Here is a 26,877-nt window from a genome sequence, read left to right on the forward strand (position 1 = left end):
AATATAGTGAATGTGCTAATGCCCCAGTCCGGAAGAACTGGCACATTAGCACATTGAATGATTGATCAGAGCATTGATTTTACCTGATTGTATACGTTTTCTGCTGTGAATCCAAGCTTTTCATCCAGTACTTTGTATGGTGCGGAGAAACCGAAGGACTCAAGACCGAATACTTTACCGTTGGAACCTACCAGACCTTCAAGATTCACCGGTAGTCCGGCTGTCAGACCAAATACTTTGGCACCTGCAGGGAGTATCGATTCCTGATATTCTTTACTTTGATTGCGGAACAATCCTTCGGACGGAGCAGAAACGATGCGGACTTTTACACCTTCTTTGCGCAGAAGTTCGGCACCGGCAACCAGTGTGGAAACTTCCGATCCCGAAGCTACCAGGATTACATCTGGATTTTCATCGGCATCTGCAATGATGTAAGCACCTTTAGCAGCCTGTGAATAATCGGTTCCTACGGGCAGGTTAACGATGTTCTGGCGTGAAAGGATCAGTGCTGTAGGAGTCGACATATTTTCCATGGCGAGCTTCCACGCAATTGTTGTTTCTTCTACATCTGCCGGACGGAGTACCAACATCGAGTTGTGTCCTTTATGGTTTTTCAGCTTTTCAAGCAGACGTACTTGTGCTTCTTGCTCTACCGGTTCGTGAGTAGGTCCGTCTTCTCCGACACGGAATGCATCGTGAGTCCAGATAAACTTCACCGGTTGCTCCATCAGGGCAGCCATGCGAAGAGCCGGTTTCATATAGTCCGAGAAGACAAAAAATGTACCGCATGCAGCAATAATACCTCCGTGCAGAGACATACCGATGCAGATGCAAGCCATACTCAACTCAGAAACTCCTGCTTGCAGGAAGGCACCGCTGAAGTCGCCTTTTTTGAATGCATGGGTCTTTTTCAGGAAACCGTCTGTTTTGTCTGAATTAGACAAGTCAGCCGAAGACACGATCATATTTTCTACCTGAGTGGCCAATGCACCTAATACGGTTGCAGATCCGGCACGGGTTGCTCCGCCTGCTTTCTGTTCTATGGCATCCCAATTTACTTTCGGGGCTTTTCCTGAGAAGAACTCTGTCAATTTAGCGGCCAGTTCGGGATTCGCCTTTGCCCATTCTGCTTTGGCTGCATATTTTCCGGCAACAATTTTCTTCAGCTCTTCCGCGCGTTTTGCGTACAGTTCGGCCACTTCGGGGAATATAGTGAATGGAGCTTCCGGATTTCCACCCAGATTCTTGATTGTATTTACATATGCGTCACCGCCTAACGGTGCACCGTGTGTTGCACAATCGGCTTCATAACTGGTTCCATCTGCCCGGCGTGCTCCTTTACCCATGGTGGTTTTACCGATGATCAGGGTCGGACGGCTCTTCTCAGCTTTGGCTTCAATCAAAGCTTTACGTATTTCGTCCGGGTCATTGCCGTTGATTGTGATTACTTTCCAGTCCCATGCTTCATATTTCATGGCTACGTTTTCGGTTGTCACATCTTCTGTGTTGGTAGAAAGCTGTACGTCGTTTGAATCGTAGAACATAATCAGGTTGTCCAGTCCGAGTGTACCGGCTATACGGCCTGCACCTTGGGAAATTTCTTCCTGGATACCTCCGTCAGATATGTATGCGTAGATAGTCTGGTTCATTATTTCGCCGAAGCGGGCTTTCAGGAATTTTGCTGCAATGGCTGCACCTACTGCATAAGTGTGTCCCTGTCCCAGCGGGCCGGAAGTGTTTTCAACGCCACGGTCTACATTCACTTCAGGGTGTCCCGGAGTAGGGCTGCCCCACTGACGGAATTGCTTTAATTCGTCCAATGTATATTTTCCGGTGAAAGCCAATACGGAATAAAGCATCGGTGACATGTGTCCCGGGTCGAGGAAAAAGCGGTCGCGACCTTCCCAACGTGGGTTTTGCGGATCGTATACCAAAAACTCAGAGAAGAGTACGTTCACAAAATCAGCACCGCCCATGGCGCCTCCCGGGTGTCCCGAATTGGCTTTTTCTACCATCGACGCAGCTAATATGCGGATATTATCAGCCGCACGATTCATAAGTTTACTATCGTTCATATCTATTGATTAATTTAGTTTTTTCAGATTTTTCGCAAAGATAACCTTTTAGTGGGATTTATCTACCATAAAAAGATAGCTTTTTTACATAACAAAAAGAAAGGCACATCTGTTTAGGATGTGCCTTGCCTTCTGAATATTAGTTTTTAAATCTTTATGCCAGTTTTCTTGAACCGTCACTGATAACTACATCATACACTTTCGGGCTTCTGCCGAATTTAGCTTTAAATGATTCTTTGGCTTTTTCGATGAAGTTGTCATACAATTCGTCTTTTACCAGGTTAATGGTGCAACCACCGAAACCGCCACCCATTACACGTGAGCCGGTTACGCCACATTCTTTAGCGCAGTCGTTCAAGAAGTCAAGCTCTTCGCAGCTTACCTCGTAAAGTTTGCTCATGCCATGGTGAGTTTCATACATTTTCTTGCCTACGGTTTCGTAATCTCCTTTTTCCAGAGCATCACATACATCGAGTACGCGTTGGATTTCTTCGATTACATATTCGGCACGCATATAATCTTCTGCACTGATATTAGCTTTTGCTTCTGCCAGCATATCCATTGTACAGTCACGCAGGAATTCTACATGAGGATGTTTTTTCTGGATAGCAGCTACGGCAGCTTCACAGCTCTGACGGCGTTTGTTGTATGCTGATGAAGCCAGTTCATGTTTTACAACCGAATCAAGCAATACCAGACGATAACCTTCCGGTTTGAACGGGAAGTACTGGTACTCCAGAGAACGGCAGTCCAAGCGGATCAGGCTGCCTTCTTTTCCGAATACAGAAGCAAACTGGTCCATAATACCACAGTTTACACCACAATAGTTGTGTTCTGTAGCCTGTCCTATTTTGGCTAATTCAAACTTGTCTATTTTATTCTCACCGAACAGATCATTCAGTGCGAAAGCATAAGTACTTTCCAAAGCTGCTGAAGAGGACATACCCGCACCCAGAGGCACATCTCCGGAAAAAGCTGTATTGAATCCTTTTACATCAACACCACGTTTGATCATTTCACGGCATACGCCGAATATATATCTTGCCCAACTGGCGCGCGGAGCATCTTCTTCGTTCAATCCGAAAGTAACATAATCTTTCAGGTCGATAGAATAAGCATTTACTTTGTCTGTGCCATTTGGCTTGATTTCGGCAATCATTCCTTTATCGATAGCTCCCGGGAAAACAAATCCGCCATTGTAGTCGGTATGTTCGCCAATGAGATTGATACGGCCCGGAGAGGCATATACAAATCCTGTAGTTCCATCAAAATGTTTGATGAAGCGACTTCTTACGTGTTCTATATCCATGATCGTTTTGGTATTAAAAGTTATTATTTATGTTTTTATTCAACAGGAATATCCTTATTTACATTCTTGCAACCTACAAGTGCATAATACAGCATGTATGCTACAGCTGCGAAGATTACCCAGTAACTTGCAATATAACTGCTGGTTACATCGGCTACAGCGCCCTGGATCAGCGGGAGAATACCACCACCGCAAACCATTACCATGAAGATACCGGAAGCCATTGCTGTGTATTTACCCAATCCTTCTACTGCCAGATTGAAGATACCACCCCACATGATAGAAGTACAGAGTCCGCAAAGTGCGAAGAACATGATTCCTACAGGTACTGTTTCCATACCGAAGCCGATGCTGGCACCTCCTTTAAATACAGGCATAGCTACTGTTGTTGCACTGGGGGCAAACATACCGATCAGCAAGAAGATCAGAGCCAGTGAAGAAACTACTGTCAACTGAGTTTTACTTGAGAACTTAGCTCCCAAAGCACCTCCACACAGACGGCCGATCATCATTAGGAACCAATAGGTGCCTACGATTGAACCTGCCATAGCTGTATCCATACCGAATCCTTTGGCACCTGCCGCATCCGGTGAAGTGGTCAGGAACAGGTTAATAAAGTTAGGAATACCTACTTCCACACCTACATATACGAAAATAGCAACTGTTCCGAGAACGAAGTGGCGGAATGAAAGCGGGCTGTGAGTGTCTTTTACTTTATGATCGCTTGCACTTTCTTTGTGAGGCTCGGGAATGTCCATGATGGCCAATACGATGAATACGACAGCGAAGATACCCATAGCGATGAACAATGCAGGGTTAGCATCACTGATACGTGTATCCTGGCTGATGGTACCGATCAGATAACCACCCAATACCGGAACGATCGTAGCAGAAATAGAATTCAGAGAACCACCGAACTGGATCAATTGATTACCCTTTTTACCACCACCTGCAAGTGTATTCAACAGCGGGTTTACTACCGCATTCAACATACACATTGAGAAACCTGAAACAAAAGCACCGGTCAGATAAACCCAGAATACAGTCAGTTCGCCCGGCTGATAGTCCATCTGTCCCGATAGCACTTGAATGCCTACTCCGATAAATCCTACGGCTACGGCAGTAAGGGCAGTCTTTTTGTAACCGATTCTTTTGAGCATCATACCTGCCGGCAGTCCCATAAAGGCATAAGCTATGAAGTTGGCTGCATTACCCAGCTGCGTCATCCAGTTGGCAGCCTGGAATTGCTCTTTTACAATAAGTCCGAGCGGATTAGTAAGTCCTGTTACAAATGAAATCATTGCGAAAAGCGCAAACATCATTGCAATAGGCAACACATAATTCTTTTTTTGTTGTGTCATGGTTTTTAAAAAGTTGTTAGTTATAAAAATGAGGTTAGTTATTTCCTTATTTATTTTTCAACTCCGAATTTATAGATAGTTACCTGCTGGTATTCATCACCCGGCAGTAACGTAGCTGACGGGAAATGTGCTTTGTTCGGTGTATCGGGGAAGCATTGCGCTTCGAAACAGATTGCGCTTCGTGCTGGGAAGGTTGCTCCGTTTGTCCCTTCGAAACCTCCCAGCCAGTTACCTGTGTATAGTTGTACGCCTGCTTCTGTGGTGTATACTTCCATAGTACGTCCGCTGTTGGGCTCTTTGCAGGTAGCTGCCAGGTCCAGAGAACCCGCTTCTATCTTGTTTAGTACATAGCAATGGTCATAACCTGCACCATGTATCAATTGCTGGAATTTATCATTAATTCGTTCACCGACGGTGTGCGGGGTACGGAAGTCCATTGGAGTGCCTTCTACTTTGGCTATTTCTCCTGTTGGAATGGATACCTCATCTATCGGAGTATAGAAATCTGCGTTGATTGTGACGATGTTGTTTTCTACTGTTGGGGTGGGATTGGCAGTACCTGCCAGATTAAAGAATCCGTGGTTGGTCAGGTTTACGACAGTCGCTTTGTCGGTAGTAGCACGGTATTCGATGACAATTGCATTCTCTTCTTCTTCAAGGCGATAAATCATTTCCACTTCCAGATTACCGGGGAAGCCCTCTTCTCCGTCTGCCGAAGTATAGTTAAACCGGATCATGCCTTCCTCTATCTGTTCGGCATCCCAAACTCTGGCATGAAATCCTGTGGGGCCGCCATGAAGTGAATTAGGGCCATTGTTGATTGTGAGATTGTGCTCTTCACCATACAAGGTAAATTTACCTTTGGCGATACGGTTGCCATAACGTCCGATAGTGGTGCTCAGGAAAGGTTCCGGTCCGTGCATCAGTGCATCCAGTGTGCCGTAGCTGAGTACGACGTTGGCATATTTTCCGTCTTTGTCCGGAACCATGATAGATAGAATGGCGCATCCGTAGTTTGTTACGGCAACTTCCATTCCTTTCTTGTTTTTGAGGATAAACAAATCGGTTTTCTTATCGTTTATATCCTTTTGAAAATCTTTCCGGCTGAGCCCTGACAGATTTCCTTCAGTTGGGAATGTGTTAATCATGTCTGGTATTATTAAAATTTCTTGCAAATAAAGGGAAATTCTTTCGTTCTCCCAAATTATTCCTTGTAAATCTGTTCGGCGATTTAGGAAAGTTTAGCGTTTCCCGAAAAAGCATCCAAAATTGTAATGTGAAGATAAAATTTTCATGTTACTTTTAATTAAAAGGCAGGATTTTGTGTATTATTTGATATTTTTCGTATGTTTGTCCCTTGATTGTTAAAATCATGAGTTTTTAATCTAAGTTTATAACAAGAAAAACAAAAATGTATCCATTAAAATTCGAACCCATTCTGAAGCAGACGCTTTGGGGGGGCGACAAAATTATCCCGTTCAAGCATCTGAAAGATGATTTGAAGGGAGTGGGGGAAAGCTGGGAAATTTCCGGCGTAGAAAATAACGAGTCTGTCGTAGCTAATGGTCCGGATAAAGGCCTTACGCTGACCGATATGGTGAAAAAATACCGTGAGGAACTGGTAGGCGAAGCAAACTATGCCCGTTTTGGCAATGAGTTTCCTTTGCTGATAAAGTTTATCGATGCGAAGCAAGATCTGTCTATACAGGTGCATCCAACTGATGAACTGGCTAAGAAGCGTCACAACTCAAAAGGTAAAACTGAGATGTGGTATGTAGTAGGTGCCGATAAAGGGGCTAAACTGCGTTCGGGATTTTCTGAGCAGATTACTCCGAAAGAATATAAAGAGCGCGTGTACAATAATACAATCACAGATGTGCTTCAGGAATACGAAATCCATCCGGGCGATGTTTTCTTTTTGCCTGCGGGACGTATCCATAGCATTGGTGCGGGGGCATTCATCGCTGAAATCCAGCAGACCTCGGATATTACTTATCGTATTTATGATTTCAATCGTAAAGATGCGAATGGAAAAACACGTGAGTTGCATACCAGCCAGGCACTCGATGCAATCAACTATGAAGTGCTTGATGACTATCGTACCAAATATGAACCTCTGAAAGATGAACCGGTTGAGTTGGTGGCTTGTCCTTACTTTACCACGTCGGTTTATGACATGAGTGAGCAGATCAGTTGTGATTATTCAGAGCTGGATTCATTTGTTATCTTCATTTGTATAGAAGGTTCTTGTCTGATGACCGATAATGAAGGCAACGAGGTGACACTTGGTGCGGGAGAAACGATTTTGCTTCCTGCCACCACTCAGGATGTGACGATTGTTCCACAAGGTGGCAATGTGAAATTACTGGAAACGTACGTGTAAAGACTTCCTTGATATCACATGATAATAATAGATGCCCGGATATACAATGATGTATGTCCGGGTGTTTTTTTAATATCTTTTCCGGAAAAGTCCGCGAACTTTGCGGATCATTTTCATGCCCAGCATGACGCCGTCAAAAATAGCCATACCGGTATTGAAAGAACGCATCAGTGAGCTACCACCTGAAGCTGCAGGTGCAAGGGGGGCGAAAATCCGGCGGGTAGTATCCGCCATGGCTTGTTTCTGGTTGCGGATATCCTGCAATATTTCTTGTTTACGCTGAGCAATGTCTTCCAGCGTAATTTTTTGGGGAGTAGGTGTGCTGTTGTTCATTGCTTCATTTTTTATTGGGATCGTTGAGAAACAGGTTTGCAAGGAAGTTTACCATTGGTGAAATGATAAGTTGCCTGCGAAAAAAATAAATGATGGCGATCAATATGATATTGATGCCTGCTATGATGCCGAAACTTACCATCAATCCACCTACTAATGGTTCAAGAATGTAAGCCAAGGCAAAAAGCAGATAAAACAGGGCTACCATACCTAAGATAGTAAGCACTAAAATCATAATTAACGTGGATAGGAGTATCGTTAATTTTTCCGTCAATTCCAGTTTGGTATACTCTTTTTGGAGCACAAGAAACTTCTTGAACTCAGCAAACAGTTGCTGGATATTTTCAATGCTTTTATCGTCTGTAAACATGATAGCTCTGTTTTGGTCTTGTTCATTTAGTCAATTACTTCACCTTTGATTTCGGCTGCAATTTCGTCAACGAGATTTTCCATTTCGTTACGATTCAACTTGATACCTTTTTTGCGAAGAATCTCTGCGATTTTGTGACGAGTATCTTCTCCTTTTTCAGGAGCAAATAAAATACCCAGGGCTGCGCCTACGGCTGCACCACCCAGAAAAGCTGCTAATACATTAAGTCCTTTCATAATCTTTTGTTTTTAAATGATCATATTACAAAGCTAACATTTTTATTGAAAACTTGTTCTATTTGCCCTAATTTTTTTAGAAAATAATACTCTGTTTAAAATCTGAAGCCCCTAAAGCGGGAGATTCACTTCTTTGTGGGAATATTCGTATGGGAGATATATTTAATTAATAAAGAGTGTGTGTCGAAACTCACCACAGAGGACACAGAGTAACACGGAGGCGATTTAAAGTTGTTGATTATTAACAAAAAGACTCTGTGATACTCTGTGGCACTCCGTGGTGAAAAGAGTTATGACGCACCTTCTTTATACTTTTATATGGAGTGTTTTCTTGGAGTTATAAATCTCCAAGATTTTTCTCATACCATGGGGCTGTGTATATGGCGCTTTTGGGTTCTATTTACCATTGGCTTGATTTATATATTTTGATGTGAAAGAAAATCACATCTGCCCTATTGCCAACGGATTATTTCCTTTTTTCTTGCTTATTAGAAGAAGGCTGGTTAGGCTTTTGTTTTTTCCGTCTCCAGAAGTCACCGTTCGCCCGACTTCCACGGTATACTTTGTTGGCTTTTGCTTTGACCTTAATCTCTTCTTGTTTTTCTTCCTGAGCTTTGGCGCCTTCGGCAGTGACAAACGGATGTTCTTTCACTACAGGAATGTTTTTCCCTATCAGTTTTTGAATGTCTTTCAGGTAGGGAAGTTCTTCTGATTCGCAGAAAGAGATGGCTACACCTTCATGTCCGGCACGTCCTGTCCGTCCGATGCGATGCACATAAGTTTCCGGTACATTGGGTAACTCATAATTGATCACGTGCGATAGCTGATCTACGTCGATGCCTCGTGCGGCGATATCGGTTGCTATCAAGGCGCGTAGGGTGTGATTCTTGAAGTTGGTCAAGGCCCGTTGGCGGGCATTCTGGGTTTTGTTGCCGTGAATCGCTTCTGCGCCGATGCCGGCTTTGGTCAATATACGTGCCAGTTTATCAGCTCCGTATTTGGTGCGTGTGAAAATAAGTACCGACTCGATGGAGGCGTCTTTCAGCAAGTGAATCAGCAGGTCTTTTTTTTCTTTTTTCTCGACAAAATAAACTTGTTGAGAGATGATATCCACAGTCGAAGAAGCCGGGGTTACCTCCACTTTTTCCGGTTTTGTCAACATCGAGTTTGCCAGTGTCTCTATTTCCGGTGGCATGGTAGCCGAGAAGAACAGAGTCTGTCTTTTCGTCGGAAGCAGTTTCAGGATACGTTTGATATCGTGGATAAATCCCATGTCAAGCATTCGGTCTGCTTCGTCCAAAACAAAAAAGTCAAGTGAATTCAAGGAAACGAATCCTTGTGATATCAAATCCAATAATCTGCCCGGAGTTGCAACCAATATCTGTATCCCCCCCCGTAAAGCGTCGGTCTGTGGTTTCTGTCCTACTCCGCCGAAAATAACGGCATGTTTCAGACCAGTGTAACGGCCATATGCTTCAAAACTTTCACCAATCTGTATCGCAAGTTCCCGGGTTGGTGTCAGCACTAATGCTTTGATCCCTTTGCGATGGTCCGTTTTATACAATTTTTGCAAGATAGGGATAGAAAAAGCCGCCGTTTTACCGGTGCCCGTCTGAGCGCAACCTAATAGATCTTTTCCTTGAAGTAAAATGGGGATTGACTGTTCTTGTATCGGGGTGGGAGAGGTGTAACCCTCTTGTCTTAAAGCCTTTAAAATAGGCTCTATCAAATTCAAATTTTCAAATGTCATGTACAATAATTGAATGAGCCTCTCGGCTCTGTTATGTTATATAGCACAAAGATAGGTCAATAGTAAGACGTAAATCCTTTTTTCTGTAATGCTTTAATCTTATTTAACTAAGGTGTAGGGCATATCATCGGAGGTTTAAGCGTACTTTTGTGTCTCATTATATGGGAAATCTAAATTAATATATGAGAAATGAAAGGTAAAATCGTTTTTATAACAGGAGCAAGCAGCGGTATTGGTGAAGGCTGTGCACGTAAGTTTGCTTCACAGGGTTCGGACTTGATCTTGAATGCCCGTAATGTGGCAAAGCTGGAAGAACTGAAAAAGGAACTGGAAACTAAATATGGGGTGCGTGTCTGTTTGTTGCCGTTTGATGTACGTGACCGCAAAGCGGCTTCCGCAGCATTGGCCTCTTTACCGGAAGAGTGGAAAAATATCGATGTGTTGGTGAATAACGCCGGTCTTGTGATTGGAGTGGACAAAGAGTTTGAAGGAAATTTGGACGAATGGGATATTATGATTGATACCAATATTAAGGCATTGTTGGCTATCACGCGTATGGTGGTTCCCGGAATGGTGGAGCGTAGCCGCGGACATATTATTAATATCGGTTCGATAGCCGGTGATGCAGCCTATCCCGGTGGAAGTGTGTATTGCGCTACTAAGGCTGCCGTCAAAGCACTTTCGGACGGTCTGCGGATCGATTTGGTAGATACTCCCCTGCGGGTTACGAATATAAAACCGGGAATGGTGGAAACTAATTTTACGGTCGTCCGTTATCGTGGAGATAAAGATGCTGCCGATGCTTTTTATAAGGGCATTCGTCCGCTGACCGGAGATGACATTGCTGAAACCGTTTATTATGCTGCTTCTGCCCCCGAGCATATACAGATAGCCGAGGTATTGGTGATGCCCACTTATCAGGCCACCGGTACGATTTCTTATAGGAAAAAGGATTGCTGAGATTTCTGAAAAGGTGTTTTTTAGGAAGATTGTTTTGTGGGGTGATAAAAATTCTATTATTTTGTCCCCTTCAAACAGTGGATACGAAATTATTAACTAAATGTGTATAGATTATGAAAAAATTAGTAGTATTAGGGATGGGCGTATGCGTTGCCTTGGCATTTGCTTCATGTAAATCCAGCGAAAGCGCTTATAAAAAGGCATACGAGAAAGCTAAACAACAGGAATTGGCTGAACCGCAGGTAGAAGCTCCCGTAGAGGTCACTCCGGTGGTTACTGCTCCGGTAGAAACTAAAAAAGCTGTTGATAATGCTGCAGGCGTTCGTCAGGAAAAGGTAACAGTGGTTTCAGGTGCCGATGGATTGAAAGATTATAGCGTAGTATGCGGTAGTTTTGGTTTGAAAGCAAATGCAGAAGGTCTGAAAGATTTTTTGGATAAAGAAGGTTATAATGCAACTATTGCTTTTAATGCTGAAACAGCCATGTATCGTGTGATTGTAAATACATTTGCCGATAGAGCTTCTGCTGCACAGGCACGTGATGCTTTCAAGGCTAAATATCCTAATAGAAAAGACTTCCAGGGTGCCTGGTTGTTATATAGAATCTATTAATAAAGAAATTCTTTTTGGTAATTTCGGGAGCAACAGATGTTTGCTCCCGGATAAAGGCAGTAACTGTGAAGTTACTGCCTTTTTCAAATAGTGATGTGATTATTTCTTTTCGCCGAACTCCTCCTGTTGCTGTTCTACTTCTTTCAGTTTTTCGGCATTCTTAGCTTTCTGCAATCTTTCTTTTTCCAGTTGTGTTTCTGACTTTAGAGTTAGACTGTTTGTTCCTTGTCCGGTAAAGGTCGGAATAAATGCAGATTCTTCCTGACTGTAAATTTGAGGGAAGGTTCCCGGTTTACTTTCTAATTCTAATACGGCACTACTTGGCATTTGTGACCCTTCGAATAAAACACTGGCCGTGATTTTGATTTTGCCGGGTTTTAAAGTAGATTGAATCAGTACCGGAGCCGTTCCCCAACGAACAGATGCCGGGTTAGCCAAGTTATTTGCGCCGCCTAAGATACGTCCTTCACCTTCTACCTGAAATTTGATGGTATAGTTATTCAAACGTTTGATATTACCATTCTTGTCGGCAACGGCAGCTATAACAGTGATAAAGTCAGAACCATCTGCCTTCAGATCTACTCCTTCATTATCTATCCATAAGAGTAGTTTTTCCGGTCGTCGTGCCGGATAAACTTTATGCGTAGCTACTACTTTGCCGTCTATCAGCCCTTCTGCCAATAAGTATACGTCGGCCTGTTTGCCCTGGCGTGACAATGCTTTGTCTTGCATAAAGTCGTATGCGTCTTTGAAAGTAATGATGGGGTAAGGCATCCCTTCTTTCTCCGGGGTGCGGACATAGGTTTGTGTTTTTCCACCTTTGAGATAAGTAAGTCTCACTTCGTCGCAGTTAGAATAGACTGTGACATCTTTACCGGAGAACGGGGTCATTTCATGGGCGATATAAACCATCGGACCTGTCTTGAAAAGACGCTTCTCTTTCCGGGGAGATCGTTGGGACATAAACATATAGTAAGAATACTTGGGTTGTCGGAATACATCCATCACACCTCCGTAGAACGGATCGGGGTGATAACCGCGTTGATGGTCGAACGAATGCCATAAACAGCCTCCTATATGTTGCCGGGGGGTACGGTATAAAGCATCATAACTGGTGTATTTGTAAGGTGGGCAAGCATAATGTTGCGCTTGTATAAGCATGGCTTGTTCACCCCAGTTGCGTGCTACCCGGCTGGGAGAGTTGTGAGAATTCCAGTCATCCACATTATCACCCCATTCACGTGTGAAGTAAGTGATCTGTTTCTTGATATGGTTGGTTGAGTAGGCTCCTCCGCCTCCATTGAGCGGATGGGTGAAAAGTATTTGGAAATGCTCTTTTCCTTTGGCTTCACTATCACATCCGCTGTAACAATATGGATACGGATACTCTGCTTTTACTATATCATGTGCATTCCGGGCAAAGTCGGCCGGGTACCAGGTTTCGTTCAGGATTGGTTCCCACATCCATACGCAGGGATGGTTGCGGTCCCGTCGAACCATATTCCGGATGTCACTGTATACCCGTTGCGCAAAGACAGGGGCATCGTTCCAGAATTGCCAGCCCGGTGTATTGACAATTACAAACAGTCCAAGTTCATCGCAAGCATCCATGAAAGCCGGGTCTTGCGGGCAATGTGCATTACGAATTACTTTCATCCCTGCATCTCTCAGCTTTTTGGCATCGCGCCAGTGAATGCTGTTTGGCACTGCATTGCCCACTATCGCGAAGTCCTGATGGCGGTTAGCTCCTATCAATGGTGTTTCATAAGGTTTTCCGTTCAGCCAGAATCCGGCTTCTCCCTTGAATTCGATGCTGCGGATTCCGATTCGGCGGCGGTATCCGTCTATTACGTTGCCCTGTTCGTCACGAACGCGGACAATCAGATTGTATAGTGTAGGTGTCTCCGGGCTCCACAACATTGGATTTTTTACCGTCAGCTTATCAGATGAACTGGCTGCCTTACCGGATTTGACACGAATGACGGAATTCAGAAAAGCTATTTGTTGTCCGTCCGGTTGTTGAAGCTCGTATTCGACGACTCCTTTAAAAGCTTTTTTTCCGGAGTTCCGAATCTGTATTTTGAGCAATACTTCGGCCGAGAGATCCGATACATTGTCATAAGCGACAAATAATCCTCCGCCTGCTTCTTCGTTTTCATAATTCGGATCGGTAATGAATATCTGATTATGTGCCACCAGCCAGCAGTCCCGGTATATTCCTCCGAAATAAGTGAAATCCAGCACTTCCTGTTGTTTTCCGGGGGGATAATTAGGGTCATTGCTATTGTCGGCCCATACGGCAATCAGGTTGTCTTTGCCAAATTCCAGGGCATCCGTCACATCGACAACTGCAGGTAGATAACCTCCAAAGTGTTCGGATAGTAGTTTACCGTTTACATATATTTTACTTTTACCCATAATGGCTTCAAAGTGCAGAAATAATTTCTTGCCTTTCAAGGTTGCATCCGGTGTAAAATGTTTGCGATACCATACTTCACCTTGGTAATTAACACAGCCGCTGGCTTCAGTAGGCAAGTATTCGATGCCATGGGGCAAGGAAACTACCTCCCATGATCGATCGTTGAAGTTAACAGCTTCGGCGCCAACGCAATTTCCTTTATAAAAGCGCCATGCAGGATTCATGGAATAGATCTCCCGACCGGAATCAGCCAATCGGAAAAATCCGGCGGTGGAGAATTCCGGCTGATGCGCTTTAATGCATAGCGGGGATAAAAGTAGACTGATAAATAGCAGAATAATGCTTTTCTTCATTGTGGTAGGTTTTGATAATCAGTTATTGGTGTTTTCTTTTTTTGATTTTAAATTTTAATAGGTTGGTTTCGTAATCCTTGCGGAGTACGGCGTGAAGTTATTAAAAAAGTCTAATACTCGCAAGAGGCTTGCAAACTCTTTATATAAATCATCTTTTAAGCTGTATAATTACCGTTCGTTATTTTCATATATTCAGATGAGAGAGTTGCTACTTGCTTAAATAGCAATTATCTTTTCCGAAACTATATGATAAAGATTCTTTAGATAAAGAAGGCTGTATTGTACTATTTTGCTTATAACCAGTGATATGGCGGTGCTTGTTCTAAGCTTGGAAAAGACTTGGTTTAACATTGTGTTAAACCAAGTCTTTTGTGGGTAAATATCAAGTCTTTTTAATGCAAAAGGTTTGATGTTTGTGAATGGAAAGCAAATGATACAAAAGAGGAATTAACAATGTTAATTTGTACGCTCCGTCAGAGAAGTTGTTTGGAGCGTATGTTTTATCTTTGAAGCTTCTTTTTAGCATTGTCTGTGTCATATAAAAAATTGGAGGTATAGCTGAATAGTTTTTTTGATATGAAAGGTTTTTTAGGGTTTTGCCGGTTTCTACTAAAAGAAGTTATAATTAGCTATTTAAAAACTTTTTAAAGAGATAAAGTTTTTACTTTTGTGTCTCTATTTACCTGGGGATTTTACGCCTTGTCGGAAACAAGGTTTTAATTGCGTAATAAAATGGAACATAAATACTTATTTATTGCTGTTGATGCAGCCCTGAAAGCAGGAGAGGAGATATTGTCTATTTATACCGATCCGGCTTCGGACTTCGAAATAGAGCGGAAAGCTGACAATTCTCCTTTGACCATTGCTGACCGGAAAGCACATATAATAATTTCCACTATTTTGAATGAAACTCCTTTTCCTGTTCTGAGCGAAGAAGGGAGACATTTGGATTATGATACCCGTCGTAAGTGGGAAATGTTGTGGATTGTCGATCCTTTGGATGGTACGAAAGAATTTATCAAGCGAAACGGTGAATTTACAGTGAACATAGCTTTGGTGAAAGCGGGGGTTCCTATTATCGGAGTTATTTATCTGCCGGTGAAAAAAGAACTCTATTTTGCCGGTGAAGAGATCGGTGCTTATAAATTGTCGGATATTACAGCTTTAGAGGATAATGCCACACTTGATAAATTGATTGCCGCTTCCGTACGGCTACCGCAGGGCGGTCGGCAAAATCAATTTGTGGTTGTTGCTTCCCGTTCACATCTGACTCCGGAGACAGAGACATACATTGAGGCATTGAAGCAGAAACACGGCGATGTGGAGTTGATATCCAGTGGCAGTTCTATTAAAATATGTTTGGTTGCTGAAGGTAAAGCGGATGTTTATCCTCGTTTTGCTCCTACTATGGAGTGGGATACTGCTGCCGGACATGCTATAGCACGTGCTGCGGGAATGGAAGTTTATCAGGCGGATAAAAAAGATGTTCCCTTGCAGTATAATAAAGAAAATTTGCTGAATCCTTGGTTTATTGTTGAGAAGAGAAGATAAACCACTAATTGTTTGCGTTTATGACATTTGAAATTGCGTTTGTGTTATTATCCTTATTGGGGATGGTTATTGCTTTGATTCTGGACAAGATGCGTCCCGGCATGATACTTTTTTCAGTAGTGGTGTTGTTTCTCTGTGCAGGTATTTTGACTCCGAAGGAGATGCTCGAGGGATTCAGTAATAAAGGGATGATAACCGTAGCCCTGCTTTTTTTGGTAAGCGAGGGTATCCGCCAGTCGGGAGCGTTGGGGCAGGTCATTAAAAAGTTGCTTCCTCAGAAGCGAACGACGGTATTCAGGGCACAATTGCGTTTATTACCTTCCGTTGCCTTTATTTCGGCTTTTTTGAATAATACTCCGGTTGTTGTTATTTTTGCTCCAATCATTAAACGATGGGCGCGTACCGTCCACTTACCTGCTACCAAATTCTTAATTCCTCTTTCGTATGTGACTATATTGGGAGGTATTTGTACTTTGATCGGTACGTCTACCAACTTGGTTGTGCACGGAATGATACTGGAATCCGGACATGAAGGATTTACGATGTTTGAATTGGGTAAAGTGGGGATCTTTATTGCAATTGCCGGCATCATTTATCTGTTTGCTTTTTCTAAAAAGTTGCTCCCTGATGCACGTCCCGATACGGCCGTACCTGATGAGGAGATAGAAGAAGGAGATAAACTCCACCGGGTGGAAGCTGTGCTTGGTGCCCGTTTTCCGGGTATTAATAAAACGTTGGGTGAGTTTAATTTCAAGCGTCATTATGGTGCTGAGGTCAAAGAAATCAAGAAACGCAACGGACAGCGGTTCGTCAATAACCTGGAAGAGGTTGTTTTGCGTGAAGGTGATACATTGGTAGTGATGGCAGATGATACATTTATTCCTACTTGGGGAGAATCTTCTGTGTTTGTGTTGTTGGCCAACGGCAATGATAACGAACCTGTACCGGGAAAAGGGAAACGCTGGTTTGCATTGATTCTGTTGATTCTGATGATAGCAGGTGCTACTGTCGGAGAACTTCCAATAGTGAAGGAAATGTTTCCGGACATGAAACTGGATATGTTTTTCTTTGTTTCCGTTACTACTATTATCATGGCCTGGACTAAAATCTTCCCGGCACGCAAGTACACTAAATATATTTCGTGGGATATTTTGATAACGATTGCTTGTGCTTTTGCCATCAGTAAAGCAATGGTGAACTCGGGAGTGGCCGATAAGGTGGCAGAGTTCATAATCGGCATGAGCGATGATTACGGTCCCCATGTATTGCTGGCGGTTCTATTTATTATTACCAATCTGTTTACGGAACTGATTACAAACAATGCGGCCGCTGCGTTGGCTTTTCCGTTGGCTTTGTCGCTTTCAACCCAGTTGGGAGTCGATCCGATGCCGTTCTTTGTGGTCATTTGTATGGCTGCATCGGCCAGTTTCTCTACACCGATTGGTTATCAGACTAACCTGATCGTACAAGGTATTGGTAACTATAAGTTTATGGATTTTGTCCGTATCGGATTACCTTTAAATCTTATAACATTCCTGATTTCTATTTTCCTGATTCCTTTAATCTGGCCGTTTTAATGACTGAAACAACATCTAACATATTATAAATGGAAGAAAATAATAACATATATCCAATATTCGACCGGATGCTGACCCGGCAGGATAAAGAAGGACTCCTGAGGCAGCATGGCGTGATGATTTGGTTTACCGGTCTGAGCGGATCGGGCAAAAGTACGATTGCAATTGCTTTGGAACGCGAATTGCATAAACGTGGATTGTTGTGCCGTATCCTGGACGGAGATAACATCCGTACGGGGATAAACAATAATTTAGGCTTTTCTGAAGCCGACAGGGTGGAAAATATTCGTCGTATAGCTGAGGTTTCCAAACTTTTTATTGATACCGGTATTATTACGATTGCTGCTTTTATCAGTCCTAATAATGATATCCGCGAGATGGCAGCCCGCATTATCGGGCAAGATGATTTTTTAGAAGTATTTGTCAGCACTCCGCTTGCCGAATGTGAGAAACGCGATGTGAAGGGGTTGTATGCCAAGGCCCGCAGAGGAGAAATAAAAAACTTTACCGGGATATCCGCCCCATTTGAGGCTCCGGAGCATCCGGCCTTGTCACTTGATACTTCAACACTTTCACTTGAAGAGTCAGTCAAGCGTCTGTTGGACATTGTATTGCCCCGTGTGAGCAGACATGAATAGAATATAGATGAAGAAATAATCATAACAATGAAAGAGGAATATAAATTAAGCCACTTAAAGGAACTCGAAGCCGAGTCCATTCACATTATCCGCGAAGTGGCGGCGGAGTTTGAGAATCCGGTTATGCTGTATAGCATCGGAAAGGATTCTTCGGTCATGGTACGCCTCGCCGAGAAAGCTTTCTATCCGGGCAAGGTGCCGTTTCCTTTAATGCACATCGATTCTAAATGGAAATTTAAGGAAATGATTCAGTTCCGTGATGAATATGCTAAAAAGTATGGTTGGAATCTGATTGTGGAAAGCAATATGGAAGCTTTTCATGCGGGAGTAGGACCGTTTACACATGGAAGTAAGGTACATACCGACCTGATGAAAACACAAGCTTTATTGCGTGCACTCGATAAATATAAATTTGATGCCGCATTTGGCGGTGCCCGCCGTGATGAAGAAAAATCACGTGCCAAAGAGCGCATATTCTCTTTTCGTGATAAGTTTCATCAATGGGATCCTAAAAACCAGCGTCCGGAACTGTGGGATATTTACAATGCCCGCGTACATAAAGGTGAAAGCATACGTGTGTTTCCGTTGAGCAACTGGACCGAGCTGGATATCTGGCAATACATTCGCTTGGAGAATATTCCGATTGTACCATTGTATTATGCCAAGGAGCGTCCTGTGGTGCAGATGGACGGAAATCTGATTATGGCTGATGATGAGCGTCTGCCGGAGAAATATCGTGATCAGATTGAGATGAAAATGGTACGTTTCCGTACGTTGGGGTGCTGGCCGTTGACAGGTGCTGTCGAGAGCGAAGCCGACACCATTGAGAAGATTGTGGAAGAGATGATGACTACTACCAAGAGCGAACGTACAACCCGCGTTATTGATTTCGACCAGGAAGGTAGCATGGAACAGAAGAAACGCGAAGGATATTTTTAAATATTACAACTATGGCAGATAAATTAGATATAAAAGCATTTCTGGATAAAGACGAACAGAAAGATTTGCTGCGTCTGTTGACGGCAGGTTCGGTAGACGATGGAAAGTCTACATTGATCGGGCGTCTGCTGTTCGATAGCAAGAAATTGTATGAAGACCAGCTCGATGCGCTGGAACGCGATAGTAAACGGTTGGGTAATGCAGGAGAACACATTGATTATGCTCTGTTGCTGGATGGGCTGAAGGCCGAACGCGAACAAGGCATTACGATTGATGTGGCCTATCGTTACTTCTCTACCAATAACCGCAAATTTATCATTGCTGACACTCCGGGGCACGAACAGTATACCCGTAATATGATAACCGGTGGTTCTACAGCCAATCTGGCTATTATTCTGGTAGATGCCCGCATGGGAGTGATCACTCAGACAAGACGTCATACCTTCCTGGTTTCTTTGTTGGGAATCAAGCATGTGGTGTTGGCAGTCAATAAGATGGACTTGGTCGATTTTTCGGAAGAGCGTTTCAACGAAATAGTAACAGAGTATAAAAAGTTTGTAGCTCCTCTGGGGATTCCTGACGTAACCTGTATTCCTCTTTCGGCACTCGATGGAGATAATGTGGTGGATAGGTCGGAAAGAACTCCGTGGTACGAAGGACTCTCCTTACTCGATTTTCTGGAAACGGTGCATATCGACAGTGATAATAATTTTGATGATTTCCGCTTTCCCGTACAATATGTACTTCGTCCGAATCTTGACTTCCGAGGATTTTGCGGTAAGGTGGCATCCGGTGTCATACGTAAAGGGGATAAAGTGATGGCTTTGCCTTCCGGTAAGGTATCTCATGTTAAGAGTATTGTTACTTTTGATGGTGAACAGGAGTATGCTTTTCCTCCACAGTCGGTTACACTGACACTTGAAGATGAAATAGATGTATCGAGAGGAGAAATGTTGGTTCATCCGGACAACCTGCCTATTGTAGACCGTAATTTTGAAGCGATGTTGGTGTGGATGGATGAAGAACCGATGGATGTCAACAAATCGTTCTTTATCAAACAGACAACGAACGTTAGCCGTACCCGTATTGATAGCATTAAGTATAAAGTGGATGTCAATACGATGGAACATTCATCTGTCCCTTTCCTTTCTTTGAACGAAATAGCACGTGTGGTGTTTACTACAGCCAAAGAGTTGTTCTTTGATCCGTATCAGAAGAATAAATCGTGTGGCTCGTTCATTCTGATTGATCCGATTACCAATAATACCAGTGCTGTGGGGATGATTATCGATCGGGTTGAAAGGAAAGACATGAATGCTTCTGATGATCTTCCGGTTCTGAACCTGCCAAAACTGGGCATAACGACTGAGCATTATGAAGCGATTGAAAAGGCTGTGAAATCGTTGAGTGAACAAGGTTTCGAAGTCAGAATAGAAAAGTAAATAATGATTCGATGTGCCGACGGGCTGGTTACGGCCTGTTGACACATTAACAACTAACACATTATTATGGGATTACTTGAATTTAATAAACTTCCTATAAATACTCTGGTGGGTGCAGACTGGCAAACATTTAAAGCTATTACGGGAGGAAGAGAGGTCGATGCGCCCTATAAAGGTAAATATCGTCTGACAAAGGCTGTTTGCCGTTTACTGTCTACTTTGGCCCCTCTTCAGGATAAGCGTTATGAGAAGATACTGGCAGATAAACCATTAGAGCATGATCCGGTTTTTATTCTTGGTCACTGGCGTAGTGGAACTACTTTTGTGCACAATGTTTTTTCATGCGATACACATTTCGGCTATAACACGACTTATCAAACCGTATTTCCACATTTAATGATGTGGGGCCAGCCGTTCTTCAAGAAAAATATGAGTTGGCTTATGCCGGATAAGCGTCCGACGGATAATATGGAACTGGCCGTCGATTTACCGCAGGAAGAAGAGTTCGCACTTGCCAATATGATGCCTTATACCTACTATAATTTCTGGTTCCTACCCAAATACCAGCAAGAATATGCTGATAAATATTTGCTTTTTGATGATATCAGCGAAGCTGAATTGAAGGTTTTTGAGGAGACATTTACCAAGTTGATCAAGATTTCTTTATGGAATACGCAAGGTACCCAGTTTCTCAGTAAGAATCCCCCTCATACAGGACGGGTGAAGGAGCTGGTAAAAATGTTCCCCAATGCGAAGTTTGTTTATCTGATGCGCAATCCGTATACAGTATTTGAATCTACACGGAGTTTCTTTACCAATACGATTCAGCCATTGAAATTACAGGATATTACTCCCGCCGAGTTGGAGGACAATATTCTTTCCATTTATGCTAAATTGTACCATAAATATGAAGCTGATAAGCAGTTCATTCCCAAGGGAAACCTGATGGAAGTGAAATTTGAGGATTTTGAGGCAGACGCTATGGGAATGACTGAGAATATTTATCATGCTTTGGATATTCCCGGATTCTCCGAAGCACGTGGTGCAATAGAAAAGTATGTGGGAGGTAAAAAAGGATATAAGAAAAACAAATATAAGTATGATGACCGTACTGTTCAGCTGGTGCAGGATCATTGGGATTTTGCACTGAAGCAATGGGATTATAGTTTATAAAAGAAAGGAGGAAAGATGATTCAGAAGACATATCGCTTATGGGTGGCAGGTCTGGTAACTTTGTGTTCTGCTCCTGCTGTGGCGCAGCAGAAGGTGGAGATGTTCTCTTTTGGGAATATGGATCAGTGGGTGACACGTGAGATAAAAGAATCGGGTATTATTGGTGGAAATACCAAAAAAGTATATGCCATTGGACCTACGGAAACCATTGTAGGTGCGAAACCTTATACGAATAAAGGAGGGTCTCCATGGGCTACTTCTAACGTTATGGCACGCGTGTCAGGGATTACGAAGACCAATACTTCGGTGTTTCCTGAAGCAAGAGGAGATGGCTTTTGTGCACGTTTGGATACCCGTATGGAGAGTGTGAAAGTGCTCGGAATTGTAGATATCACAGTTCTGGCGGCAGGATCTATGTTTCTGGGGACAGTACATGAACCGATTAAAAGCACTAAGAATCCCAATAAAATGTTACAGATGGGAGTGCCGTTTACCGAACGTCCGTCAGCTATCCAGTTTGACTATAAAGTGAAAATGTCCGATCGTGAAAACCGCATACGGGCAACGGGATTCAGTAAGATAACAGACGTGCCGGGCAAGGATTTCCCTGCTGTTATTTTGTTGTTGCAGAAACGTTGGGAGGATGCCAAAGGGAATGTATATGCCAAACGTATCGGGACAATGGTGAACTATTATTATCATTCGACTGATTGGAAAAATGGTGCCACTTACAATATTATGTATGGCGATATAACTAATGATCCGGCATATAAGGCTCATATGATGCGTCTTCAGGCTTCTGAGTATTTTACGGTGAACAGTAAGGGGGAGAGTGTCCCAATCCATGAAGTGGCATGGGGAGAAGCTGACGATGTACCGACACATATGGTACTCCAGTTTACGTCCAGTCATGGTGGTGCATATATCGGATCGCCTGGAAACTCGCTCTATATTGACAATGTGAAGTTAGTATATTAGGACTCTGTCAGACGAAAAGGATAAGCGAAGATGTGTTCATGAATAATGGACACATCTTTTTTTGTTAGTTTACATTGGAAGAAAATATTCCGGAGAGGGGCATGACTTGACAAGGCAAGAAAAAAGGTACGTCTCAGCGACGTACCTTTTCAAAGTATAGAGCAATTTGTTTCCCGCTCTATTAGGAAATCGAAACCCTATTATTCTAAAATTACAACACGGTTCAGGAAGTTCTTGCCAAACATGTTGGCAGTTCCACCGAAACCGATGAGTTCCAGTTGATCTTTGCTTACGCCTTCTTTGATAAGAGCGTCATATACAGCTTGGGCACGTGCTTCAGATAGTTTCTGGTTCCACTTTGCACTACCGGTAGCTTCATCTGCATAGCCTGCCACTTTGTATTTCTTATCCGGATTAGCCTTCAGGATCTTAGCTGCCAACTGGATGTTAACCATGCCGTAGTCATCGATTTTAGATTTGCCAATCTGGAAGAAAACAGCACTAGGACCGGCTACTTCAACTTCTTTTACAACTTCTTTTGTTACAGGTTTCACGTTAGCCAGTGCGTTCTTAGCATCAGCCAAGTCAGACTGAGCTTTTGACAATTCACTTCTGTAACGATTCAACTCTTCGTTAATAGCACTTTGGTCTACCTGGGCACCACAGGATACGAATCTCTTACCTCCGAATGTGTAAGTAACACCTGCTGTCAGAGAAACAGCGCCATCCGTATGAGCTGAGCTATAGCGTCCGAATACGGAAGGGGAAACTTCTCCTCTTGCCTCTACATTAATGTCCAGGTATTTGTTGATGTTGAATTGTCCCATCAGACCAACAGAACCATTAATCAGTGCATCCAGTTTATCCTGGTTGCCATAAGCCTTGGCAAACGTAAGTCCCGGACCGGCAAACACTGATACGGTGAACAAACGGTCGGGGTTGTAGCCTCCGATGGCATTTGACAAATTGAACAATCCGTCGGCACGCAAAGTGAAGTACTTTTTATTCTTCATTTTGTTATATTCTCCTTCCGGCATGCCGTATTCGGAGTATAATGTGCTCCAGCATCCGGCTACCTGACCGCGGATACCCCAGATAGGGTTGAACAGTTTACCGACTGATGCATGGATCAGCGGAGTTATGGCATGTCCGAAGCCATAATCAAAGTTGTCAGGGTTTACACATCCCTGTGCTCCCACACCCACACTGATAAAGATATTATCTTTAGCTTTCTCGCTATAATAATGCTCTTTGGTCTGGGCTGAGGCGGAGATGGCTGCGCCTGTCAACAGTAAAGACAATATTGCTATTCTACTTTTCATGTTATTTCATTTTTTATTTTAACTCTTTGTTTCGTTTTTGCTTTTTTATTCCATTTTTCCCTGACAAGCGGAACTGGAGTGTCAATCCTCCCGTAACGTACTTCATCTTTTGTAATTCCACTTGTGCGTGTAGATGGTTGAAAAGCAAATAGGTGGCACCTAACGCAAAATCTTTCGAATCATATTCGGCAATCAATCTCAATTGCGGATGGAAAGACGGATTGTAGCTGATACCTGCCGCGATCCCATTCAGTTTGTATTCTATCCGTTTGTTATAAAGGTAGGAGAGGTGTACTCCTATTGTCTCTGATCCCAATCGGATATGTTTGGTGGCTGCGACATAGAAACGGCTGAAATATCCGTTACCTTCGGTCGGGGCGACAACTCCGTCACCGGACGAGGTAAAAGGATCGGAGGTTCCTATTACCACAGCGGGCATGTATTTCCAGAACTGTCCCTCTTTCAATGCCCGTAATCTGAGAGAAAAATACCGGTCCTGATTGGTGAACCCTGAGTAACCATAAGGCTTTAATCCAAGAGCTTCTGCCTTGAACAAAGTACAAGTATATGCCACTTCCATCCAAGGTAGAATGGTTACATTCAGGTAGTAATTGTACGTATGATAATACCACGTCGGAGGAGTTATCTCCTTATTCATAAAGTTAGCACCCAGCATCACTGTTTTATCCTTTTGCATCTCTGCCGAAGGGGCATGCAGTAATCCCGTAGTACCGTAGGTCAATTGAGCCGAAAGCATAAAGGGGATAGCTATAAATAGCGATACGATGAAGATTCGTTTTAAATTTATTGTATACATTCTCTACGCTTTCGGTTCAATGATTTCAATTACTACATTTATTTTCTCAATTATTCAGAGATGATGATACCACCACCGGCATTCAGATCATCACCGTGTCCGTGACCATGTCCGTGACCGATTGCTTCTATAGTTTCCACTACTACTGAAGAAACCTTGCTGATTGTAACTGTAGCTGTTTTCTTTTCAATAGCTTTGGTCGCTTTGTTGTAAACGGCAAACGGTAATGTATAAGTCGTTTTGATAACGTTTCTTGTTACCTTGAAACCGGTCAACTGTGTGTAAGCGGGCACTTCCAGTTCGTATGTGAATTTTGTATCTGTAGTAAAGGCTGCTCCCGGAGTTACATTAGCGTTGTCATCTTTAATAGCTTCTTCCAAAGCAGCAGCAACCATCTTGATGGTGGTTGAGGTCAAAGAAGAATGAGCTTTCTTAACGATTTCTTCTACAGAAGCACCGTTTTCGCACTTGATGCCACCCTTCCAGTTGATTTCCATTTTTACTTTAGCTGTTTCACCTTCAGTGTAGCATGCCTTATCAAAATTCATAGTGTCTAATGCAGCTTCTGCATCAGCTTGGCTGTCAGCTTCTTCAAAACCGAATTTAAACTTAGAGAAGTGGTGAACATTGCCTACAAATACACCATTTTGATAAGTTGCGTAGTTTTCTTCAGCTTCCCAAGTGCTGGTCTTTTCGTTGAAGTAGAGAGTAGCCAGTGCAACTTCAGGAGTTTCTCCCTGAGCAACAACAACTGCAGGTGTGAACTTCACTTCCATCGGAGTAACGAAGATAGTACCGGTAGGAGTACCGTCATATTCGCGGATAGAAGCACCTTCCTTACCTTCGTCGGTGCGGCTGATGTTCAGAGTACTTGCCACGCCGCTTGTGAAGATAACCACTGTGTTGGCCGGAAGAACAATTTCGTCAGTAACCATCTCTTCTTTGTCGTTATTGGTATCGATCACTTTAGATTTCAGTTCGAAAGTAGTTTCTTTTTCGATCGGAAGAACTGCTACTTTATCGATTTCTGTCAAAGTTCCGTTAGCGATGTATTTCTCCATGGTGTTAACCACTTGCTCTGCTTGTGCCGGAGTGATCTTGATATCCGATCCTGTAGCTTCCAATACCTTGTTGATTGATTCTTCTACTGCAGACTTGCTCGGTACTTTTTCACCTTCTGCTTTTTCCGGAGCAGCTTCTACGGCATTTTCTGTTGGAAGTTCGATATCTACGTTACCGCCGATAAATACATTATCGTCATCAGCAGGTTTTTCTGTGTCAGGTTTCAGAATCAGTGTAACGTTGACTACGGTGTTAGATACCTGACCATTACCTTCCGGTGCTATAAATGCGGTATATACATAAATTTTATAGCTATTGTGGCGGATTGTTACAGTTGCTTTAGTCAGCCCTTTTATCTTGTCGGCTGGAATTTCGAACTTATAAAAACCGTTGGAAGCAGTTGCGACAGTTTCATATCCTGAAAGGTTTAGTGTAACTTCAGCCTTGGTTACCATACCACCATCTTGATTATAGATGTTTCCTGACAGATAATATTTAGGAGCAATCTCTACTTCGTTTTTCTGCATAGAAACGGTTACCGGAGTTTTTGCAATGAAAATACCTTCGCCTTCCGGACCTGTTACTTCACTGATGGCAACATTGGCAGTAGTCGGTTTGTATCCGTCAGCAGTAATATAGATTGTATGCTGACCCAGACTTACGTTAGACATTGTGAATTTGTTACCGTTCTGGATGGTTGCTGTCAGTACTCCCGGAATGGTTGCAGCTTTAATAGCTACGGCTTCACCGCTTTCTGCATCAAATACGGAACCTTCAATCTGATATTCTACATCCATTGTCGGTTTTGTTTCTTTGCCTTTTTCCATTCTGGCATCAATCGTATAGGCAACGATAGAACCATTTTCCTGTTTGGTAACAAATACAGAGCTTGTCACTGTTTTGTAGCCGCTCTTTGCAAAAGTCACTACGTTGGTTTCTCCTACTTTGGCTTCCAAAGCATACTTACCGTCTGCGGCGGTGGTCATTGACTTTGAGTTTGTAACATTGGTTACCGTTACACCATCCATCACAGCATTGCTTTCAGCATCTGCAACAATACCTGCAACTTGATATGTTGTTGCTGTAGGCTCGGTCACTTTAGGTACATCAATCTCATCTTTTTCGTAGCAACTTGCGAACATACCGCACATTGCTAACAGGGTTAACGCTAATTTAGCGCTACTACCGAAAAATTTACTTTTCATTTTCATCTCAATA

22 protein-coding genes are annotated in these 26,877 nt (G+C 43.1%); 10 read left to right on the forward strand and 12 right to left on the reverse strand.

Translation table 11 applies throughout. The features are described 5' to 3' along the window. Nucleotides 1-65: 65 nt before the first annotated feature. From G7Y45_RS10530 to G7Y45_RS10545, 4 genes are all read right to left on the reverse strand, one after another. Nucleotides 66-2,075: a transketolase gene (locus tag G7Y45_RS10530; RefSeq protein ID WP_005819299.1), complete on the reverse strand. Its 2,010-nt coding sequence runs from the start codon at nucleotides 2,073-2,075 to the stop codon at nucleotides 66-68. A gap of 154 nt (nucleotides 2,076-2,229) precedes the next feature. Beyond that, nucleotides 2,230-3,384 (reverse strand): galactokinase, encoded by a 1,155-nt coding sequence (gene galK / locus G7Y45_RS10535; protein ID WP_165015376.1) that lies wholly within the window; start codon nucleotides 3,382-3,384, stop codon nucleotides 2,230-2,232. Between the two features lie 35 nt (nucleotides 3,385-3,419). After that, entirely contained in the window at nucleotides 3,420-4,745 is a 1,326-nt protein-coding gene (locus tag G7Y45_RS10540) for an MFS transporter (RefSeq protein WP_005809061.1), read from the reverse strand. A 50-nt stretch (nucleotides 4,746-4,795) separates the two neighbouring features. Then, complete coding sequence (locus tag G7Y45_RS10545) at nucleotides 4,796-5,893, reverse strand: aldose epimerase family protein (protein WP_005776439.1); 1,098 nt, start codon at nucleotides 5,891-5,893, stop codon at nucleotides 4,796-4,798. Nucleotides 5,894-6,156: 263 nt separating this feature from the next. Here G7Y45_RS10545 and G7Y45_RS10550 point away from each other — a divergent pair, with 263 nt between their 5' ends. Further along, nucleotides 6,157-7,128 carry a type I phosphomannose isomerase catalytic subunit gene (locus G7Y45_RS10550; RefSeq protein ID WP_005776441.1) on the forward strand — a complete coding sequence of 324 codons (972 nt, stop codon included), beginning with the start codon at nucleotides 6,157-6,159 and terminating at the stop codon, nucleotides 7,126-7,128. A gap of 69 nt (nucleotides 7,129-7,197) precedes the next feature. Here the strand turns inward: G7Y45_RS10550 and G7Y45_RS10555 are convergent, their stop codons facing one another. From G7Y45_RS10555 to G7Y45_RS10570, 4 genes are all read right to left on the reverse strand, one after another. After that, complete coding sequence (locus G7Y45_RS10555; protein ID WP_005809055.1) at nucleotides 7,198-7,461, reverse strand: hypothetical protein; 264 nt, start codon at nucleotides 7,459-7,461, stop codon at nucleotides 7,198-7,200. Nucleotides 7,462-7,465: 4 nt separating this feature from the next. Beyond that, on the reverse strand, nucleotides 7,466-7,831 hold the full coding sequence (locus G7Y45_RS10560; protein WP_165015379.1) for a phage holin family protein: 366 nt from the start codon (nucleotides 7,829-7,831) through the stop codon (nucleotides 7,466-7,468). 26 nt (nucleotides 7,832-7,857) lie between these two features. Next, nucleotides 7,858-8,067, reverse strand: a complete 210-nt coding sequence (locus tag G7Y45_RS10565) for a YtxH domain-containing protein (RefSeq protein WP_005776445.1) — start codon at nucleotides 8,065-8,067, stop codon at nucleotides 7,858-7,860. A 466-nt stretch (nucleotides 8,068-8,533) separates the two neighbouring features. Next, a complete protein-coding gene (locus G7Y45_RS10570; protein ID WP_005776446.1) occupies nucleotides 8,534-9,817 on the reverse strand; it encodes a DEAD/DEAH box helicase in 1,284 nt (427 codons plus the stop codon). Nucleotides 9,818-10,006: 189 nt separating this feature from the next. Here G7Y45_RS10570 and G7Y45_RS10575 point away from each other — a divergent pair, with 189 nt between their 5' ends. Together G7Y45_RS10575 and G7Y45_RS10580 are read left to right on the forward strand one after the other, a co-directional pair. Further along, nucleotides 10,007-10,777, forward strand: a complete 771-nt coding sequence (locus G7Y45_RS10575) for an SDR family NAD(P)-dependent oxidoreductase (RefSeq protein WP_005809052.1) — start codon at nucleotides 10,007-10,009, stop codon at nucleotides 10,775-10,777. Nucleotides 10,778-10,890: 113 nt separating this feature from the next. Then, nucleotides 10,891-11,388 (forward strand): SPOR domain-containing protein, encoded by a 498-nt coding sequence (locus G7Y45_RS10580; RefSeq protein WP_005809050.1) that lies wholly within the window; start codon nucleotides 10,891-10,893, stop codon nucleotides 11,386-11,388. A gap of 99 nt (nucleotides 11,389-11,487) precedes the next feature. Here the strand turns inward: G7Y45_RS10580 and G7Y45_RS10585 are convergent, their stop codons facing one another. Then, nucleotides 11,488-14,160 carry a glycoside hydrolase family 2 TIM barrel-domain containing protein gene (locus G7Y45_RS10585; protein ID WP_032539785.1) on the reverse strand — a complete coding sequence of 891 codons (2,673 nt, stop codon included), beginning with the start codon at nucleotides 14,158-14,160 and terminating at the stop codon, nucleotides 11,488-11,490. A gap of 732 nt (nucleotides 14,161-14,892) precedes the next feature. Between G7Y45_RS10585 and cysQ the strand changes: the two genes are divergently transcribed. From cysQ to G7Y45_RS10620, 7 genes are all read left to right on the forward strand, one after another. Further along, a complete protein-coding gene (gene cysQ / locus G7Y45_RS10590; RefSeq protein WP_005776451.1) occupies nucleotides 14,893-15,711 on the forward strand; it encodes a 3'(2'),5'-bisphosphate nucleotidase CysQ in 819 nt (272 codons plus the stop codon). Nucleotides 15,712-15,731: 20 nt separating this feature from the next. Next, nucleotides 15,732-17,288 (forward strand): SLC13 family permease, encoded by a 1,557-nt coding sequence (locus G7Y45_RS10595; RefSeq protein WP_005776452.1) that lies wholly within the window; start codon nucleotides 15,732-15,734, stop codon nucleotides 17,286-17,288. Between the two features lie 29 nt (nucleotides 17,289-17,317). Next, nucleotides 17,318-17,926, forward strand: a complete 609-nt coding sequence (gene cysC, locus G7Y45_RS10600; RefSeq protein WP_005776453.1) for an adenylyl-sulfate kinase — start codon at nucleotides 17,318-17,320, stop codon at nucleotides 17,924-17,926. A 27-nt stretch (nucleotides 17,927-17,953) separates the two neighbouring features. Continuing rightward, nucleotides 17,954-18,865, forward strand: a complete 912-nt coding sequence (gene cysD, locus G7Y45_RS10605) for a sulfate adenylyltransferase subunit CysD (protein ID WP_005776455.1) — start codon at nucleotides 17,954-17,956, stop codon at nucleotides 18,863-18,865. A gap of 11 nt (nucleotides 18,866-18,876) precedes the next feature. Continuing rightward, the gene (gene cysN, locus G7Y45_RS10610; RefSeq protein WP_005776456.1) at nucleotides 18,877-20,307 is read left to right on the forward strand and encodes a sulfate adenylyltransferase subunit CysN; all 1,431 of its coding nucleotides are present in this window, start codon (nucleotides 18,877-18,879) and stop codon (nucleotides 20,305-20,307) included. A 66-nt stretch (nucleotides 20,308-20,373) separates the two neighbouring features. Then, nucleotides 20,374-21,480, forward strand: a complete 1,107-nt coding sequence (locus G7Y45_RS10615; protein WP_005776457.1) for a sulfotransferase — start codon at nucleotides 20,374-20,376, stop codon at nucleotides 21,478-21,480. 15 nt (nucleotides 21,481-21,495) lie between these two features. Beyond that, nucleotides 21,496-22,458 (forward strand): PCMD domain-containing protein, encoded by a 963-nt coding sequence (locus G7Y45_RS10620; protein ID WP_005776458.1) that lies wholly within the window; start codon nucleotides 21,496-21,498, stop codon nucleotides 22,456-22,458. A 200-nt stretch (nucleotides 22,459-22,658) separates the two neighbouring features. Here G7Y45_RS10620 and G7Y45_RS10625 read toward each other — a convergent pair whose 3' ends face one another. The 3 genes from G7Y45_RS10625 to G7Y45_RS10635 are packed head-to-tail and all read right to left on the reverse strand — an operon-like array spanning nucleotide 22,659 to nucleotide 26,870. After that, nucleotides 22,659-23,780, reverse strand: a complete 1,122-nt coding sequence (locus G7Y45_RS10625) for an OmpA family protein (protein ID WP_165015382.1) — start codon at nucleotides 23,778-23,780, stop codon at nucleotides 22,659-22,661. 13 nt (nucleotides 23,781-23,793) lie between these two features. Further along, nucleotides 23,794-24,597, reverse strand: coding sequence for a YjbH domain-containing protein (locus tag G7Y45_RS10630; protein WP_005776460.1), 804 nt, complete (start codon nucleotides 24,595-24,597; stop codon nucleotides 23,794-23,796). A gap of 50 nt (nucleotides 24,598-24,647) precedes the next feature. Next, the gene (locus tag G7Y45_RS10635; protein WP_005809040.1) at nucleotides 24,648-26,870 is read right to left on the reverse strand and encodes a carboxypeptidase-like regulatory domain-containing protein; all 2,223 of its coding nucleotides are present in this window, start codon (nucleotides 26,868-26,870) and stop codon (nucleotides 24,648-24,650) included. Nucleotides 26,871-26,877: the final 7 nt, after the last annotated feature.

The sequence above is a fragment of the Bacteroides sp. ZJ-18 genome, assembly GCF_011038705.2.
In the GTDB taxonomy this organism is placed as follows: Bacteria; Bacteroidota; Bacteroidia; order Bacteroidales; family Bacteroidaceae; genus Bacteroides; species Bacteroides hominis.

Coding starts and splice junctions, on each gene's coding strand:
- galK (WP_165015376.1), bottom strand. CDS start 3,384: ATGGATATAGAACACGTAAGAAGTCGCTTCATCAAACATTTTGATGGA.
- G7Y45_RS10540 (WP_005809061.1), bottom strand. CDS start 4,745: ATGACACAACAAAAAAAGAATTATGTGTTGCCTATTGCAATGATGTTT.
- cysD (WP_005776455.1), top strand. CDS start 17,954: ATGAAAGAGGAATATAAATTAAGCCACTTAAAGGAACTCGAAGCCGAG.
- G7Y45_RS10625 (WP_165015382.1), bottom strand. CDS start 23,780: ATGAAAAGTAGAATAGCAATATTGTCTTTACTGTTGACAGGCGCAGCC.
- G7Y45_RS10620 (WP_005776458.1), top strand. CDS start 21,496: ATGATTCAGAAGACATATCGCTTATGGGTGGCAGGTCTGGTAACTTTG.
- cysN (WP_005776456.1), top strand. CDS start 18,877: ATGGCAGATAAATTAGATATAAAAGCATTTCTGGATAAAGACGAACAG.
- G7Y45_RS10585 (WP_032539785.1), bottom strand. CDS start 14,160: ATGAAGAAAAGCATTATTCTGCTATTTATCAGTCTACTTTTATCCCCG.
- cysC (WP_005776453.1), top strand. CDS start 17,318: ATGGAAGAAAATAATAACATATATCCAATATTCGACCGGATGCTGACC.
- G7Y45_RS10615 (WP_005776457.1), top strand. CDS start 20,374: ATGGGATTACTTGAATTTAATAAACTTCCTATAAATACTCTGGTGGGT.
- cysQ (WP_005776451.1), top strand. CDS start 14,893: ATGGAACATAAATACTTATTTATTGCTGTTGATGCAGCCCTGAAAGCA.
- G7Y45_RS10630 (WP_005776460.1), bottom strand. CDS start 24,597: ATGTATACAATAAATTTAAAACGAATCTTCATCGTATCGCTATTTATA.
- G7Y45_RS10565 (WP_005776445.1), bottom strand. CDS start 8,067: ATGAAAGGACTTAATGTATTAGCAGCTTTTCTGGGTGGTGCAGCCGTA.
- G7Y45_RS10635 (WP_005809040.1), bottom strand. CDS start 26,870: ATGAAAATGAAAAGTAAATTTTTCGGTAGTAGCGCTAAATTAGCGTTA.
- G7Y45_RS10555 (WP_005809055.1), bottom strand. CDS start 7,461: ATGAACAACAGCACACCTACTCCCCAAAAAATTACGCTGGAAGACATT.
- G7Y45_RS10580 (WP_005809050.1), top strand. CDS start 10,891: ATGAAAAAATTAGTAGTATTAGGGATGGGCGTATGCGTTGCCTTGGCA.
- G7Y45_RS10545 (WP_005776439.1), bottom strand. CDS start 5,893: ATGATTAACACATTCCCAACTGAAGGAAATCTGTCAGGGCTCAGCCGG.
- G7Y45_RS10570 (WP_005776446.1), bottom strand. CDS start 9,817: ATGACATTTGAAAATTTGAATTTGATAGAGCCTATTTTAAAGGCTTTA.
- G7Y45_RS10595 (WP_005776452.1), top strand. CDS start 15,732: ATGACATTTGAAATTGCGTTTGTGTTATTATCCTTATTGGGGATGGTT.
- G7Y45_RS10530 (WP_005819299.1), bottom strand. CDS start 2,075: ATGAACGATAGTAAACTTATGAATCGTGCGGCTGATAATATCCGCATA.
- G7Y45_RS10575 (WP_005809052.1), top strand. CDS start 10,007: ATGAAAGGTAAAATCGTTTTTATAACAGGAGCAAGCAGCGGTATTGGT.
- G7Y45_RS10560 (WP_165015379.1), bottom strand. CDS start 7,831: ATGTTTACAGACGATAAAAGCATTGAAAATATCCAGCAACTGTTTGCT.
- G7Y45_RS10550 (WP_005776441.1), top strand. CDS start 6,157: ATGTATCCATTAAAATTCGAACCCATTCTGAAGCAGACGCTTTGGGGG.